At 35.1% G+C, this 17,359-nt stretch carries 15 protein-coding genes; all 15 read right to left on the reverse strand.

The window, feature by feature from the left end; all coding sequences use genetic code 11:
- Positions 1 to 14: 14 nt before the first annotated feature.
- The 15 genes from rimP to codY all read right to left on the reverse strand — a co-directional run bounded on the left by rimP (position 15) and on the right by codY (position 17,226).
- The gene (gene rimP, locus DFR80_RS09095) at positions 15 to 485 is read right to left on the reverse strand and encodes a ribosome maturation factor RimP (protein WP_199505798.1); all 471 of its coding nucleotides are present in this window, start codon (positions 483 to 485) and stop codon (positions 15 to 17) included.
- 245 nt (positions 486 to 730) lie between these two features.
- Positions 731 to 4,954 carry a PolC-type DNA polymerase III gene (locus DFR80_RS09100; protein ID WP_114489786.1) on the reverse strand — a complete coding sequence of 1,408 codons (4,224 nt, stop codon included), beginning with the start codon at positions 4,952 to 4,954 and terminating at the stop codon, positions 731 to 733.
- A gap of 31 nt (positions 4,955 to 4,985) precedes the next feature.
- Complete coding sequence (locus tag DFR80_RS09105) at positions 4,986 to 6,692, reverse strand: proline--tRNA ligase (protein WP_076543540.1); 1,707 nt, start codon at positions 6,690 to 6,692, stop codon at positions 4,986 to 4,988.
- Positions 6,693 to 6,755: 63 nt separating this feature from the next.
- Positions 6,756 to 7,808: a flavodoxin-dependent (E)-4-hydroxy-3-methylbut-2-enyl-diphosphate synthase gene (gene ispG, locus DFR80_RS09110; protein ID WP_114489787.1), complete on the reverse strand. Its 1,053-nt coding sequence runs from the start codon at positions 7,806 to 7,808 to the stop codon at positions 6,756 to 6,758.
- Between the two features lie 58 nt (positions 7,809 to 7,866).
- Positions 7,867 to 8,940 (reverse strand): RIP metalloprotease RseP, encoded by a 1,074-nt coding sequence (rseP, locus tag DFR80_RS09115; protein ID WP_114489788.1) that lies wholly within the window; start codon positions 8,938 to 8,940, stop codon positions 7,867 to 7,869.
- The gene (locus DFR80_RS09120) at positions 8,931 to 10,088 is read right to left on the reverse strand and encodes a 1-deoxy-D-xylulose-5-phosphate reductoisomerase (RefSeq protein WP_114489789.1); all 1,158 of its coding nucleotides are present in this window, start codon (positions 10,086 to 10,088) and stop codon (positions 8,931 to 8,933) included. The genes rseP and DFR80_RS09120 overlap by 10 nt, the downstream gene beginning before the upstream one ends.
- A 27-nt stretch (positions 10,089 to 10,115) precedes the next feature.
- The gene (gene ytvI / locus DFR80_RS09125; RefSeq protein WP_076543544.1) at positions 10,116 to 11,177 is read right to left on the reverse strand and encodes a sporulation integral membrane protein YtvI; all 1,062 of its coding nucleotides are present in this window, start codon (positions 11,175 to 11,177) and stop codon (positions 10,116 to 10,118) included.
- A 5-nt stretch (positions 11,178 to 11,182) separates the two neighbouring features.
- On the reverse strand, positions 11,183 to 11,992 hold the full coding sequence (locus tag DFR80_RS09130; protein WP_076543680.1) for a phosphatidate cytidylyltransferase: 810 nt from the start codon (positions 11,990 to 11,992) through the stop codon (positions 11,183 to 11,185).
- The gene (locus DFR80_RS09135) at positions 11,985 to 12,704 is read right to left on the reverse strand and encodes an isoprenyl transferase (RefSeq protein WP_076543545.1); all 720 of its coding nucleotides are present in this window, start codon (positions 12,702 to 12,704) and stop codon (positions 11,985 to 11,987) included. The genes DFR80_RS09130 and DFR80_RS09135 overlap by 8 nt, the downstream gene beginning before the upstream one ends.
- Positions 12,705 to 12,754: 50 nt before the next feature.
- Positions 12,755 to 12,961, reverse strand: coding sequence for a hypothetical protein (locus tag DFR80_RS09140; protein ID WP_076543546.1), 207 nt, complete (start codon positions 12,959 to 12,961; stop codon positions 12,755 to 12,757).
- A gap of 2 nt (positions 12,962 to 12,963) precedes the next feature.
- Positions 12,964 to 13,521, reverse strand: coding sequence for a ribosome recycling factor (frr, locus tag DFR80_RS09145; RefSeq protein ID WP_076543547.1), 558 nt, complete (start codon positions 13,519 to 13,521; stop codon positions 12,964 to 12,966).
- A gap of 26 nt (positions 13,522 to 13,547) precedes the next feature.
- Positions 13,548 to 14,267: a UMP kinase gene (gene pyrH, locus DFR80_RS09150; RefSeq protein WP_076543548.1), complete on the reverse strand. Its 720-nt coding sequence runs from the start codon at positions 14,265 to 14,267 to the stop codon at positions 13,548 to 13,550.
- Positions 14,268 to 14,383: 116 nt separating this feature from the next.
- Positions 14,384 to 15,283, reverse strand: a complete 900-nt coding sequence (gene tsf, locus DFR80_RS09155) for a translation elongation factor Ts (RefSeq protein ID WP_114489790.1) — start codon at positions 15,281 to 15,283, stop codon at positions 14,384 to 14,386.
- A 172-nt stretch (positions 15,284 to 15,455) separates the two neighbouring features.
- Positions 15,456 to 16,193 carry a 30S ribosomal protein S2 gene (gene rpsB, locus DFR80_RS09160; protein WP_076543550.1) on the reverse strand — a complete coding sequence of 246 codons (738 nt, stop codon included), beginning with the start codon at positions 16,191 to 16,193 and terminating at the stop codon, positions 15,456 to 15,458.
- 250 nt (positions 16,194 to 16,443) lie between these two features.
- Positions 16,444 to 17,226: a GTP-sensing pleiotropic transcriptional regulator CodY gene (gene codY, locus DFR80_RS09165; protein ID WP_076543551.1), complete on the reverse strand. Its 783-nt coding sequence runs from the start codon at positions 17,224 to 17,226 to the stop codon at positions 16,444 to 16,446.
- Between the last annotated feature and the right edge of the window lie 133 nt (positions 17,227 to 17,359).

The raw sequence follows: 17,359 nt of genomic DNA on the forward strand, positions 1-17,359 counted from the left end.
TTCCCCCCTCAAATTTAAATTTCAAAAGTTAAATTAGCTCTTGCTACCAGACTGTAATCAATAGATATCTCCTGCTTATCAGCCAAAATCAATATTATTTTATCCTTTTCAAAATCTTTCAAAGTACCTATAAACTCTTTTTTTCCATTAATCTTTTTAAAAGTTTTAACCGCAATTAACTCTCCCTTAAAACGCTCAAAATCCTCTTCCGTTTTAAGTGGTCTTTCCAGCCCGGGAGATGAAACCTCTAATATATAACTTTTATCGATTGGATCTTCTTCATCCAGAATTACACTTAAGGCTCTGCTGACTTTTTCGCATTCTTCTATAGTTAAATCACCATCTTTATTTTCAAGAAAAATACGTAAAATCCAGTTACTACCTTCTTTTAAAAATTCAACATCAACCAGGTTTAATTCTTCACTATGGGCAATAGGAAGTATAAAATCGGTTACTGTTTCAGCAACTTTCCCCAAATAAGACACCCCTCTTTCTTAAATATTTAATTTTTATTAAAAATTACCTAAACTATAATAAAAGAGTGGGAAGACACCCCCACTCCTAAAATCAACATTAGTATTTATCAGAACTCTTTCCTTTATAATTCTATCACAGCTTATTTGGACTTGCAAGTTTTTAATGGTACCGGGTTCTCGTAAATATTGAATACATTATTAAATCATTTATTTTAATTTAAGATCAATATTTTCAGGTGTCCAGTAACAATAATTTAAAACAAAGAGAGCTGGTTCCGTTCTGGCATACCTTCCAGGGAACCGTGTTCTCTCAATACTTCAATAACTGTTGAGGTAAGAGAAGTTCTATTTGACAACTCCTCAATTGAGGTGAAATCTGATTTCTGTCTTTCAATTACAACACTTTCAGCAGCACTGCCACCAAGTCCCTGCAGACTGATCAGCGGTGCTAGAAGTTTATTTTCATCTTTTTTGATAAAGTGATCTGCCTCAGATTCATAAATGTCAACTGGCAAAAATTCAATTCCTCTCATCATAGCTTCCAGTACAATTCTTAAAACAGTAAGAGTCCCACTTTCTTTAGCTGTCATGTCATTCCCCAGTGCTTCCAGCTCTTCTATTTTATTAACAACCTTTTCTCTACCATTACAGGCAAGCTGAGCATCAAAATCATCAGCTTTAATCGAAAAATAAGCAGTATAGAAAGCAGCCGGATGATGGACTTTAAAATAGGCAATTCTATAAGCCATTGTTACATAAGCAGCAGCATGTGCCTTGGGAAACATATATTTAATCTTCTTACAGGAATCTATATACCAGTCAGGAACATTATTTCCCCGCATTGCTTCTTCCTCTTCTTCTGTCAGTCCCTTACCTTTTCGAACATGTTCCATAATCCAGAAGGCTGTTGAAGGTTCAACTCCTCGCTGAAGAAGATAATTCATTATGTCATCACGAACTGAAATAACTTCTGCCAGTTCTGCTTTATCATCTCTTATTAAATCCTGAGCATTATTTAACCAGACATCAGTACCGTGCGAAAGCCCACTAATACGAACTAATTCTGCAAAAGTAGTGGGTCTTGTGTCACGTAACATTTGTTGAACAAACGAAGTACCAAATTCGGGAATTCCTAAAGTCCCTATGTCAGTTCCCAGCAGTTCAGGATCAACCCCCAGAATATCAGTACCAGAAAAAATGCTCATTGTATCCGGATCATCAAGTGGTATATCCTGTGGTTCAATACCGGTCATATCCTGCAGCAATCTGAGTGAAGTCGGATCATCATGCCCAAGTAAATCAAGCTTAAGTATCCGACCACTAATTGAATGATAATCAAAGTGAGTTGTTCTAATATCGGTATCCTGATCATTGGCTGGATGTTGAATTGGACTAAAATCAAAAATGCTATTTGCCTTCGGTACAATCATTAATCCACCTGGATGCTGACCAGTAGTTCTGCGAACACCTGTGCAGCCTGCTACAAGTCGATCAATTTCTGCTCTTTTAACTTCCATCCCTTTATCATCAAGGTAATTTTTAACAAAACCAAATGCAGTCCGATCTGCAATTGTAGAAATCGTACCGGCTTTATAGACATAATCTCTACCAAAAAATTCTTCAGTGTATTTATGAATTTTGCCCTGATATTCACCAGAAAAGTTCAAATCAATATCAGGTACTTTATCTCCTTTAAAGCCCATGAATACTTCAAAAGGAATATCAAAACCATCTTTAATATATTCAGTCCCACAGTCAGGACAGATTTTGTCCGGTAAATCAACTCCAGTTCCTATTGATCCATCGGTAATAAACTCATGCTTTGAACACTGAGGACAGCGATAATGAGGTGGCAGGGGATTAACCTCTGTAATTTCGGTCATTGTCGCCACAAAAGAAGAACCAACTGAACCTCTTGATCCCACCAAATATCCATCTTCCAGTGATTTTTTAACAAGTTTATGCGCAATTAAATAAATAACTGCAAAACCATTTTCAATAATTGAAGAAAGTTCTTTTTCCAGCCTGTCAATTACTAATTGTGGTAACTCTTTACCGTAAAACTGATGTGCCCGTTCATAGGACATATTTCTGATTTCTGCTTCTGCTCCCTCAATCTCTGGAGTAAATAATCCGTCAGGAATTGGTTTAATTTTACTAATCTGCTCAGCAATTTTATTTGGATTTTCCACTACAATTTCTCGAGCAGTATCTTCTCCAAAATAAGAAAACTCTTTTAACATCTCCTCAGTTGTCCGGTAATAAATTGGAGGTTGCTGATCAGCATCATTAAAACCCTGACCTGTCTGCAAAATTTCTCTAAAAATACTATCTTTAGGATCCAGAAAATGAGAATCAGTTGTTGCCACAACAGGCTTATTTAATTCCTGCCCCAGCTGATAGATTTTTCTATTTATCTCTTTAAGATCATCTCTTGAATTAACCTTATCAGGAATCAAAAATTGATTATTCCCCAGCGGCTGCAACTCCAGATAGTCATAAAGTTTTGCTACTTTCTTTATTTCATTTCGAGGCCTATTATTAACAAAAGCTTTATAAATCTGGCCTGCTTCACAGGCCGAACCTATAATTAATCCATTCCGGTGCTGTAAAAGTACACTCTTTAAAATCCTTGGTTTTTTATAGAAATTATTTAAATGAGAAATAGAAATTAATTTATAAAGATTTTTAAGCCCCTTTTTATTTTTGGCAAGAATAACGGCATGGAAAGGTCTTAAATCTTTCCAGTCAATCTTAGAAATATAATTATTGATCTGATCTAGATTTTCTGAACCATCCTCTTTAATAATATCCAGTAAATGAGAAAGTATCTCTGCTGTTGCCGCCGCATCATCAAGTGCCCGGTGATGATTTTCAAGATCAACTCCAAAATATTTAGCCAGAGTATTCAGTTTATGATTTTTACTATCTTTAACAAGAGCTCTGGACAGACCCAGTGTATCAAGCACTGTATAATCATCTTTTTTAATTTCTAAACTTTCCAGGGCTGTTCGAATAAAACCATAATCAAAATCTGCATTATGAGCTACCAGGACCCCAGATTCAACAAAGTCAACAAATTGATTAATTACTGTCTTTAAATCAGGTGCATCAGCTATCATACTGCTGTTAATTCCTGTTATTTCAGTAATTTTTGCTGGAATTTTCACTCCAGGATTGATAAATGATTTGAATTCATCAATTTTTTTCCCATTTTTAATTTTAACAGCACCAATTTCAATAATTTCGTGCTGGGAGGGATTTAAACCTGTAGTCTCTAAATCAAAAACTATAAATTCTGTTTCATCTAAATGAGAGGAATAAGGATTATTAACAATCGGTTCTCCATCATCTACAAGATATGCTTCAACACCATAAATTATTTTTACACCATACTTTTCTCCGGCTGAATAAGCATCTGGAAAAGCCTGAACAACTCCATGATCAGTAATTGCAATTGCTTTATGACCCCAGTCCCCCGCTCTTTTAACTACATCTTTAACATTAATAACAGAATCCATGGCACTCATCTGAGTATGGAGATGCAGTTCAACTCTTTTTTTCTCAGCTTTATCCTGTCTGGTCTCTTTTTCCAGAGGGATCAGATCATTAAATATAATTCCCCATTCCTTGCTGTAAGGATCAAAGCTCACCTTACCCCTGATTTTTAAATGCTGACCTTTATTTAAACCATCTAAAAAATCATCTTTCTCATCAGTAAAAGTTTTAGCTGATATCGAGCTGTCATAATCTGTTATTTTTAAGATATACAGATAACTGCCCTTTCTGGTCTGGCGAACATCAATATCGAAAAGATCAGCTTCAACAATAACCGAAGGAATTTCTGTATCTAATTCTACCAGATCATGGGTCTTCTGACCTCTAATAACTCTGCCATAGCGATTTTTATTCTTTCGTTTACGACCAGAGTGAGAGCTGCCACCTCCCGAACTTCTCCCCTGAGAATAGTTTTGAGCTGGAGGAGCAGTCCTTTCTGAACGCTGCTTAAACTTAGCAGGATCTGATTTTTCTTCTATTTCCGGCAAAAAATCTCCATTATGAACACTGACTTTTTTTATTTCATCTAAATATCTGCTCAAATTGTTTTCTAAAAAAGCAATTACTTTTGGCTGTGCCAGCTTTTTCTGAGCCATTTTTGTTTCTACTTTAATTTTCACTTCCCGCTCTTCTAAAAAAAGCTGAGCTCTTTTTAACCAGTTATTAGAAAAAGAGAAATAGACCTCAAAATTTGCAATTATTTGAGGCCAGATTAAAAATAATTCTTCCTCCAAAGAAAGATCCGAAATGATTTTCAGCTGAAAGTCATTCTGCTCTAGAGGAATTTTTCTTTTAATTTCAGCCTCTGCAGCAGCTGATTTTTCAGTTTCTGTAATACAGTAAATAATACTATCTTCCTGATTATAAACTAAATATTTATATAGATTTGATTTTTCTCTTAAGATTACTGCCTTTGTCATTAAATACTCCTTCCAGATGAAAAATTAAAACTTAAGAGATATCTGCAAAAAGTTTTTCTACCTCTTTTTCCAGATTATCAAGTTCAATTTCTAACTTCTTATTATTCTCTCTAATCATTGCCTCCACTACACCATTTTCTAAAGATCGTGAACCAATTGTTAGACGTAATGGAATTCCAATTAATTCTGAGTCGTTAAATTTAACTCCAGCTCTTTCGCTGCGGTCATCAATTAGAACTTCCCAACCCTGAGCTTTTAAGTTTTGATAAATTTCCTCAGATTTTTCCTGAACCTGATCATCATTACCCAGAGGCAGAATAATTATTTGATAAGGAGCAATTGCTTTTGGCCACTTAATACCATACTGATCATTATTCTGCTCAATCGCTGCAGCAACCAGTCTGGTTATACCAATTCCATAACTGCCCATTACAATCGGCTGGGCTTTTCCATTTTCATCAAGGTAATTGGCTCCCATATTTTCGCTATATTTGGTTCCCAATTTGAAAATATGACCAACCTCAATTCCATCTTTGATATTTAATTTACCCTGGTCACATTTTGGACATCGTTCCCCACCTCTTACAGAGCGAAGATCTGTAAATGCCTCTACTTCAAAATCTCTGCCAGCCTTAACCTGCTTTAGATGGTAATCTTTTTCGTTTGCTCCAACAACTGCTCCCGACATATTTTTTAGCCTTTGATCAGCAACAATTCGTACATTGTTCAGATTTACAGGTCCAATGAAACCGGCAACACTGTTAAAGAGCTCTGCAAACTCTTCCTCTTCAGCAGCCCGCAGTTCATTTGCCTGTAGATAGTTTGTTAATTTAATTTCATTTAGTTCATCTTCACCAGAGACCAGAGCTAAAACAGCTTCGCCATCAGCCACCATAGCAACCGCCTTAATCATTTTAGCAGCTGGAACCTCTAAATATTCCTCCAGCTCACTGATAGTTTTTATCTCTGGAGTATGTATTTTTTCTAATTCAGCTTCAACTTCAAAATCTATATCTGTTTTTTTAGAAGTAGCTCTTTCCACATTGGCAGCATAGTCACAGTGGCTGCAGAAGGCTATCTCATCCTCACCAGAATCAGCCAGCACCATAAATTCATGTGAGTCTTTACCACCCATAGCACCAGTATCAGCCTCGACTGCAACTGCTTCCAAGCCACATTCAGCAAAAATTCTTTCATAAGCATCATACATTGCCTGATAGCTTTGATCAAGTCCCTGATAATCGGTATCCAGGCTATAAGCATCTTTCATAATAAATTCTCGTCCCCGCATTACCCCAAAACGTGGTCTAATTTCATCTCTGACCTTAGTCTGAATCTGATATAAATTGAGAGGAAGATCCTTATATGATCTAACTTCATCCCGTACCAGATCAGTTACTACTTCCTCGTGAGTTGGTCCAAGACAATATTCTCTGGACTTTCGATCATTAAATTTAATCATTAATGGTCCAAATTTATCCCAGCGTTTAGAATCTTTCCAGATTTCCGAAGTCTGCATAATAGGGAGCAGCACTTCCTGTGCCTCACTGTTGTCCATATGTTTTCTGGTTATTTTTTCAATTTTTTTAATTACTCGATAACCCAGCGGTAGATAAGAATAGATTCCGGAAGAATGTTTTCTCATCATTCCGGCCCTCAACATCAATTTATGACTAATAACCTCAGCCTCAGCTGGATCTTCTTTTAACGTTGGTAAATACAATTTTGACATGCGCATTCTAATCACTCCTATTTCCAATCTATAAATATATTTTGTCTTCTAAAAGTTTTCTAATATATTTTAAAGTTTTTTGATTTCTTGCATTAATTCTGCTAAAAGTTGATCTTCTTTTACTTTTTTTATAATCTTTCCTTCTTTAAAAATCAAGCCTTCTTCTATACCACCGGCAACACCTATATCAGCTTCTTTTGCCTCTCCCGGACCATTAACAGCACAACCCATCACCGCAACTGTAATCTCTTTATCTATCTTCAACAGCTCTTTTTCAATTTTTTCTGCCAGAGCTATTAAATCAATATTTGTACGGCCACAGGTTGGGCAAGAAATTATTTCAACTCCTTTTTTTCTAAGCTCCAGTGATTTTAAGATCTGCCAACCAACCCTCACTTCTTCAATGGGATCACCGGTCAAAGAAACTCTCAATGTGTCACCATAGCCCTGAGTTAAAAGAGAAGCGATACCTGCTGCTGATTTAATTGTTCCCCGCCAGGGAGTCCCAGATTCTGTAATTCCAATGTGAAACGGGTAATCAACTTTTTCAGCCATCAAACTGTAAGCCCTGATCGTTGTGGAGATGTGACTTGATTTCAATGAAATCACTATATCTCTAAAATCATTTTCCTCCAGGATTTTAACATTTCTCAAAGCGCTTTCCACCATTGCCTCAGCAGTAGGTCCACCATATTTTTTCAGCAGTTCTTTTTCAATTGATCCAGAATTACTGCCTACTCTAATTGGTATCTGCTTTTTTTTGCAGGCCAGCGCAACTTCCTGTACCCGCTGATTACTTCCTATATTTCCTGGATTAATTCTCAGTGCATCAACACCATTTTCAACAGCCATTAAGGCCAATCTGTAGTCAAAATGGATATCAGCAACTAGAGGAATATTAATTTTAGATTTTATCTTTGAAAGCGCTCGAGCAGCCTTTTTATCGGGCACTGCAACCCTAATAATCTCACATCCAACTGCTTCCAGTTCCTTGATCTGCTTTACAGTTGCTTCTACATTCTCTGTTTTAGTATTGCACATTGACTGCACAGAAACTGGTGCTTCTCCTCCTACAGGTTGTTCAGCAAAATTCACAACTCGAGTTTTTCTTCTATTATACATAATCCACCTCTGTAAGTTAGCATTGATAAATTTAAATAATTTTCAACTTCAATTTTGCTCAAAAGAAAGTACGCATTAAATCATTATAGATAATAAAAAGCATTAACAGCATTAAAATCGCAAATCCAATCATATGCACAAAACTTTCTTTGCGCGGATCTACGGCCTTTCCTCTAACCATCTCTATTAATATAAATAAGATTCTTCCACCATCAAGAGCCGGAAAGGGAAGTAAATTGATAATACCTAAGTTAATACTGATTATAGCTGTCCAGTTTAAAACATTCAAAATACCAACTCTGGCTGCCTGACCAATTATTGAAGCGATCATTATTGGACCACCAATATCTTCGGTCGAGCTCTCCCTAAACATCTGCACAAAACCAGAGATTGTCATTACAAAAACCTGATATGACTGCTGTAAGCCAAGAGAAATTGAACTTATAAAAGACACATTTTCTCTAATTAACTGAGGATAAACTCCAATTACTCCACGTTCATTATCTTCACTCTGGACCGGAGTAATATTAATTGTGTTGACCTCTCCCTTCCGCTGATAGCGGACAGTTATTTCCTGATCAGCATTTTCTCTAATTAAAGCAGACATTTCCTCCCAGCTATTAATCTGCTGACCATTTATAGCAAGAATTTTATCATTTGCTCTTAAACCTGCTTCAGCAGCGGGCTGTTCCGGTATAACTTCACCTAAAACTGCATCTTTGGTAGTAGAAGTTGGTACACCAAAAATAGCAAAAGCAAGAATAAATATCACAACCGCAAGCAGAAAATTCATAATTGGACCCATCAAAATTACAGCCAATCTTTTAAGACTTGACTTTTGAGTAAAAAGACGTCCTTTTTCTTTTGCCTGATCATAGATTTTTCTTTCCTCTTCAGGCATTGAATCATCTGCCGGAAATTCTCCCACCATATTGCAAAAACCACCCAGAGGAATTGCTCTAATTGAGTATAATGTCTCACCGACTTTTTTAGAAATCAGCTTGGGACCAAAACCAAGTGCAAACTCAGAAACCATAATATCAGACTTTTTTGCTGTAATATAATGTCCAAATTCGTGAATAAAGACTAAAACTCCAAGGACAATTATAAATGATACAATTGTTAGAACCATTCTTTAATAACCTCCACTGCCAGTCGACGAGCTTCCTGGTCAGAATTCAAAATGTCCTCTAAATCAGGGGCAGTAATATTGTGATGCTGATCCAGAACAGATGCAACAACTCGACTCATAGCTAGAAATGGAATTTCTCCTCTTAAAAAACTATAAACTGCTATTTCATTTGCTGCATTTAAAACCGCCGGAAAAGTTCCTCCCGCTTTACCAGCAGTATATGCATATTTTAAATTTGGAAATTTATCAGTATCAGCCTGGAAAAATTCCAGAGCAGCAATCTGATCAAGTTCAAGCATATTACCTGCAGTTTCAGACCGGCGAGGATAAGTTAAACAATACTGAATTGGTATTTTCATATCAGCTGGACCCATTTCCGCCAGGATTGTTCCGTCAATCAGCCTGATCATCGAATGAACAATGCTCTGAGGGTGAACTAAAACTTTTATATCTTCATAATTACAGTCAAATAACCAGTGAGCCTCAATCACTTCCAACCCCTTGTTCATCAGAGATGCTGAATCAATAGTTATTTTGCTCCCCATCTCCCAGTTTGGATGATTAAGGGCATCTTCAACCGAAACCTGACTTAGTTCTTCTCTGGAATAAGAAAAGAAAGGACCTCCAGATGCTGTTAAAATAATTTCCTCCAGTTCACTTTGATGACCCTTTAAAAGCTGAAAAATTGCATTATGCTCACTATCAACCGGAAGTAGTTTAACTTCATTTTCTCTGACCAGCTCAGTCAACACCGGACCTCCACTAACCAAACTTTCTTTATTAGCTAGCGCAATATCATTACCAGCTTTTGCTGCAGCGACTGAGGGCTCCAGACCAGCAAATCCAACAATTGCATTTAATAAAATATCAACTTTTTCAGCTGCAGCAGTTTCTAAACTTTGTTTACCACTTAAAATCTCTGTTTTTATTGTTGGCTCAGCTGCCAATCTGTTTTTTAATTCAACAGCAGCTTCTTCTTCAACAACAACGACAAATTCCGGGTTGAATTTTTTTATCTGTTTAAATAATAGTTCAGTCTGCTGGTAGGCAGTTAAAGCTTTAACCTTCCAGTTTTTTAATTCACTTATTACTTCTAAAGTCTGGGTCCCAATTGAACCTGTTGAACCCAGTATTGTTATTTCTTTCATGATTTTCACCTCAAAAACTAAATTTGATTATTCTTTTATATCAATTAAGTCAGAATCGACTATTGCCTTAATAATAACTAAAAATGTTGGTCCAACAACAAAACCAATTGCACCTAAAATTCGGTACCCCGAAAAAAGAGCTATCATTGTTGCCAGCGGATGCAGGCCGAGACTTTTCCCCATAATTTTACCTTCAGAAGCAGAACGTATTCCGGCCAGAAATAAATGCAGTATAAAAAGGGCAAAAGCCTGAGAAAAATTACCGAAAATTATCGACATTATAATCCAGGGATAAAATAATAAGGCAGGCCCAATAATTGGTATTAAGTCCAGTACTGCTGCTGTAACTCCAACTATTAAAGCATACTGATTGCCGATTAACTTGACTCCTATTCCCGCCACCAGACCACTAATAGAGATTAAGATCAGCATCGCTCTAATATAACCGACAGCAGATCGATTTAACTGAGTAAAAACATTAGCAATTTTAGGCTGCACATCTTCCGGAAACAGGTTAACTAAAAACTCCTTAATGCTGTCCCGATCTCTGCTAATAAAGAAAGTAGCAATAAAAGCAATAAACAAAATCATAAACAGACTAGGTAATTTAGTTAAAAACTCTAAAATAGAATTTATAACAGAAATCAAAGCATCCCTGACCCCATTATATAAAAGCTGTAAATTACTGTTAATTGCTTCTTTTACTGCATCAGATATCTCCCAGTTTTCCATAAAATTTTCTAACTGCTGATTCTGTTCTGAGATCCATTTAAGCTGAGAATCAATTGATCTGTAATCTGGTAGATTTTTGAGAAGCCTGTTTAACTCCAGATATCCCTGTGCTCCTCCAATTATAATCATTGTCACCAAAATCACGATAACTAGTATGAGCACAATAATAACAGTAAAACCACGATGAATTGGAATTTTTCGATCCAGATAATCTACAATTGGATTTATTAAACTTGCAATTACAGCAGCTATTATAAAAGGAGTGAAATAGATAAAGACATGTTCTAATATTACTAAACTAACTAGTAAAAATAAGAACATTAAAAAATATTTAATATACCATTTATTAATCTTCATTTAACTCACCCCAGCAGTAAAATAATAAAATAATATGTAAAAGGTGCTGTGAAAATAAAGCTGTCAAATCGATCCAGTATCCCACCATGTCCGGGAATAATAGTCCCTGTATCTTTGACATCAAAATTTCTTTTGATACAGGATTCAAAAAGATCACCCATAATTGCTATAATCGGGAATGTAAAAGCAAATATAAGGTAATAGATATTAAAAACATTTAAAAAAACAGCTGTAACTATAATAAAAAGAGCTGTTGTTAATACTCCTCCGACAGCACCTGCTACTGTTTTATTTGGGCTAATGATAGGAGCCATTGGTGTTTTACCAAATTTTTTGCCAGCAAAATAAGCCCCAGAATCCGTTAACCAGGTAGCTATTAAAACCAACCATAATGCACTAGTAGTAAAGAAAGGCCCCTGATTAATATCTCTTAAAAAGACAGCAAAAGATAAGCCCCCACCTATATAAATAATAGAAAATAACTGATGACTTATATTATTAATGAAATTTTCTTCCTGATAATTGTTTAAATTATAAATATAAAGCGAAAAAATAATAATAAAAAATATAATACCTGAAGGAAGGTAATTAAAATTATTTGAGATCAGATAAACATTAAAAACTATTAAAACAGCAGATATAGTAATAATACTTTTCAATATCTTAGATTCAATTTTAAGCATACGATTATATTCTCTGACAGCCAGTCCAACAATCATACTTACAGTCAAAAAAAATGGGAATGAACCGGAAAATACTAAAAAAATTAATAATAAAATACCTATAATTGCACTAATCACTCTTTTTTTAAGCATTACTATCACCGTCTTTTAAGCCACCAAATCTTCTTTCTCTATTTTTAAAATCATTGATTGCCATTTTTAAATCATCTTCAGTAAAATCAGGCCAAAATTTATCTGCAAAATATAGTTCGGCATAAGCGGACTGCCAGAGCAGAAAATTGCTCAAACGAAGATCACCACCGGTTCTAATTAATAATTCTATGTTTTGCAGATTCTGATTATATAAATAACTACCAAAATAACTTTCTGTTAACTTATCCAGGTCAATCTGACCATTTTTATAGTCTTTAGCTATTTTTTTGGCAGCATCAATAATTTCTGCTCTGCCACCATAATTAAAAGCAATATTTAAAGTAAGATTCTTATTATTATTTGATCTAGCCTCAATATATTCAATTTCTCTAATTAAGCTTTGAGAAAGATTACGCTTTCGTCCCAGGAAATTAACTTTAACCCCATTATCTAATAGTTCATCTACCTCATTACGCATTGTTTTTTTCATTAGGGTTAATAAAAAGTCCACCTCGGTTTTTGGTCTTTTCCAATTTTCAGTAGAAAAAGCATAAACAGTTAATGACTCAACTTCTAAATTTACTGCTGCTTTTACTATTTTTTTTAAAGTTTTAACACCCTCTTTATGACCGGCACTTCTACCTTTATTTCTCTGTTTTGCCCAGCGGCCATTACCATCCATAATAATTGCAATATTTCTGGGAGTATTCATAAAATCATTCCTTCCAATTAATTAATTACCCCCTAAAAAGGGGGTATAAATTAGCTGTTATATTGAAAAGACCAGGTTATAAGATAATAATCTGTTACTTTTTCAAGCTTAAGAACTCTCTTAAGACCCTTATTTTTAAATTTATTATCATAATGAGATGGAGGTTTAACCTGTGTCAGTTTGTAATTAAACTGATTTTCTTCCATAAAATCTACTGCTTTTTTTAGTGGAGAAGCTAAAAATTTTTCAAATTCCATATCTATACTTCCATTATCTCTTCTTCTTTTTTCTCTACAATATCATTTAGTTTTCCTATATAATCGTCAGTTAATTCCTGCACGTTATCCAGACCTCTGTGCATATTATCTTCAGAAATCTCACCTTCATCTTCTAACATTTCCAGTTCTTCATTGGAATCTCTTCTGATTGCACGAATAGCTATTCTACCTTTTTCAGCTTTTTCATGTAAAATCTTAACAAGCTCTTTTCTTCTTTCTTCAGTTAACTGAGGAATATTAATTCTAATAACACTGCCATCATTACTGGGATTTAAACCAAGATTTTCCTGCATAATTGCTTTTTCAATTGCTTCAATATTATTTTTATCCCAGGGCTCAATTACAATCTGTCTTGCCTCAGGTGCGAAAACTTTTGCCATCTGCTGAATCGGAGTAGCTACTCCATAGTTGTTTGCTTTAATATTTTCCACAAGTGAAGGTCTAGCACGTCCGGTTCTAATAGTATTTAAATCTTCTTTTGTTTTTTCAAGAGTTTTTTCCATCTTTTTTTCTGTTTCTTTCATTACTTCTCTAAACATAAATTTGTCCTCCTCAAATCTAATAGTTAACTAACAGAAGTTCCAATGTTTTCGCCCAGCAAAACCCGCTTAATATTGCCCTCTTTTTTTACTGCAAATACTTTTAAAGGAATTTTGTTATCCATACAGAGAGAAACTGCTGTGAAATCCATAACTCTTAAAGAATTATTTAATAAGTCAATGTAAGATAGAGTATCGTGTTTTTGGGCATCTTCATTAACAGCAGGATCAGAATCATAAATCCCGTCTACATTTTTAGCCATTAAGATTGCATCTGCAGAAATTTCAGCAGCTCTTAAAGCAGCAGTGGTATCTGTTGAAAAGAAAGGGTTACCGGTTCCAGCAGCAAAAATTACAACTCTCCCTTTTTCAAGATGTCTAATTGCTCTTCTTCGAATATAAGGCTCAGCTATCTGACGCATTTCAATTGCAGACTGAACTCGGGTTTCGATGTCAAATTTTTCTATGGCATCCTGTAGGGCAAGAGCATTAATTACAGTTGCCAGCATCCCCATATAATCAGCAGTTCCACGGTCCATTCCCTTTGCACTCCCAGCAATACCTCTAAAAATATTACCTCCACCAACTACAACTGCCATTTCAACACTTGTAGTTTTAACAACATCACTTATTTCGGATGCAATTTTTTTGATCATTTCCGGGTCAATACCAAAGCCGTTATTACCGGCGAGAGCCTCCCCACTAATCTTAAGCAGTATTCTTGAATAAACTGGTTTTTCTGTCATTATATAATTAACCTCCATTAAATATTATTCTTCAATTTTAAGCTAATTCCTTTTTTATAAGCAAATTTACTTAAAAAAAGAGAACACTTTCTCTAAGTGCTCTCCTTTTTTAATTATTATTGATTTTTTGTCATTGCAGCAACTTCAGCAGCGAAGTCTTCTTCTTTCTTTTCGATTCCTTCACCAATTTCAAAGCGAGTAAACTGCTTAACTTCCATATCATTTTCTGATAATATTTCACCAACAGTTTTGTCATCGTCTCGAACAAAGGGCTGCTCTAAAAGACAGACCTGGGTATAATACTTATTGATCTTACCTTCTACAATCTGATCAATAATATGCTCAGGTTTACCTTCATTTAACATTTGCTCTTTATAAATTTTCTTTTCTTTTTCGATAGACTCTGCATCAACAGAATCACGATCTAAGAATTCTGGATTGATTGCTGCAATGTGCATGGCAATATCTTTGGCAGTTTGGGCTTTTTCTTCAGTGAATTCATTAGCAAATTCAACTAGCACACCAATTTTTCCACCCATATGGATATATCCAAATAAATAACCATCGGTTTCAACTCTTTTAAATCTTCTCAAGTTGATATTTTCACCAATATTGGCAATTGCTGCTTTAATAACATCACTAACTGTTTCATTTTCATCCTTAAACCAGGATTCATTCTCAACAGTTTCTACTGTTTCTGCCTCACTCTGCATTAGATGTTCGGAAATATCAGCAACAAGAGTCTGGAAATTATCATTTTTTGCAACAAAATCAGTCTCAGAGTTAACCTCAACCAGAACACCTTTTTTACGATCATCACTTATATTTAAGCTAACTAATCCCTCAGCTGCAACTCTACCTGCCTTTTTCGCAGCAGCAGCCATTCCTTTTTCTCTTAAGTGTTCAACAGCTGCTTCAATATCGCCGTCAACTTTATTAAGAGCCTTCTTACAGTCAAGAACACCAGCACCGGTTCGGGAACGAAGCTCTTTTATATCTTTCATTGTAACTCCCATTTATTAAAACCTCCTTATAATAACAAATAAATTATTTATTCTGTTTTGCAAAATAATACTTCAGCATATTCAATCAATATTTAACTAATTTTTGCTAAATATAATTAAATTATGCTAGAAAAAAAGCGCTGCAAAGCATAAAAACTTTACCAGCGCTTTTATTAGTTCTAAATTATTCAGCAGTATTTTCTTCAGCTTCAGCTTCTTCTTTAACTTCAGCTTCCTGTTTACCCTGCTTTCCAGCAAGTACTGCGTCAGAAATAACACTGGTAATCAATTTGACAGCTCTAATAGCATCATCATTACCAGGAATGACATAATCTATCAGATCTGGATCACAGTTAGTATCTAAAATTGATACAATAGGGATATCAAGTTTTCTTGCTTCAGAAACTGCAATATCTTCTTTTCTTGCATCTGTGATAAAGATTACATCTGGTAAACCATTCATATCTCTAATTCCACCGAGGAATCTCTGAAGTTTATCGTGTTCTTTGTTTAACTCGATAACTTCTTTTTTAGGAAGAACTTCAAAAATACCTTCTTCTTCCATCTGCTCAATCTCTTCTAAGCGATCAATACGCTTTTTGATAGTATGATAATTAGTTAACATACCACCTAACCAGCGCTGATTAACATAAGGCATTCCGCATCTTTCAGCTTCTTTTTTAACAGTTTCCTGTGCCTGACGCTTGGTTCCAACGAACAGTACATTTTTTCCTTCAGCAGCTTCTTCTTTAACAAAGTTATAAGCTTTATCAATTAACTTAACTGTCTGCTGAAGATCAATGATATAAATCCCATTTCTTTCGGTGAAAATATATGGTTTCATCTTTGGGTTCCATCTCTTAGTCTGGTGACCAAAATGAACACCCGATTCGAGGAGTTGTTTCATGTTTACAACTGACATAACTCCTGCACCTCCTTTCTGGTTTTAGCCTCCGACAGCATCAACTCTAAACACAACTGTATAAAATACAGCACCAGCATTTAGATCAACTATCGTGTGTATTTTGCCACAAAAAAGTATACCATAGACTTAAACTTTAATCAAGCTTTTTAGAAAAAATATTTTTTTGCTAATATTCAAAAGGCTCCTCATTATATAAGAGGAGCCCGCTAAATCAAATAAAACTGTTAATCTATCGGCAAATATAAATTTATGCTTTAAGTTTTTCTAATTCGTCTAATAGATTATCATTAAGAACTTTAATATAGGTACCCTTCATTCCCAATGAACGAGATTCTATAACTCCAGCACTCTCAAATTTACGCAGTGCATTTACAATTACTGATCTAGTAATACCGACTCTATCTGCAACTTTACTGGCTACTAATAGGCCTTCTTCTCCATCCAGTTCTTCAAAAATATGTTCAATTGCTTCTAACTCGGAGTAAGATAGAGTGTCAATCGCTATTTGAACAGCTGCCTTTTTACGGGCTTCTTTTTCTACTCTCTCACTGCGGGAACGTAAAATTTCCATTCCAACAACTGAAGCACCATATTCTGCCAGAACTAAATCTTCATCATTAAACTCAGACCCATAACGAGCTAAAACTAAGGTGCCAAGTCTATCTCCGCCCCCAATTACAGGTACGATAGTTGTTAATTTATCTTCAAATAAACAGTCCTCACCATCAGCAAATACACACTTGCCATCTTTTTGTTCAATATTTGACTTTGTTTCTCTAATTCTTAACAGACCTTTATTATAGTCTTCTGGAAATTCACCGTGGTCAATCACTTCTTCTTCCATAATATCACATTCAAAATCATCAAGCAGACTATAACCTAAAATTTTACCCTTTTTACTTGTTACATATACATTACACTGCATTGCTTCTTTTAGCACATAAGCCATATCGGAAAAATCTACTGCATTACCACCTGTTCTCTGTAATAAACGGTTGATCTTCCTACTCTTTTCTAATAAACTACCCATTTTTATCTCCTCCATTTTCAGTTTTTAAATTATAGAATAAGGAGTTTCCCCATTTTTTAAAATAGCAAAAACTTAAAGTTATCAACAGGCAAAATTGTGGATAAATTGTTCTTAGAAACTCTTAAAATAGATT

Origin of the sequence: Halanaerobium sp. ST460_2HS_T2 (genome assembly GCF_003337665.1) — a bacterium.
Lineage (GTDB): Bacteria > Bacillota > Halanaerobiia > Halanaerobiales > Halanaerobiaceae > Halanaerobium > Halanaerobium kushneri.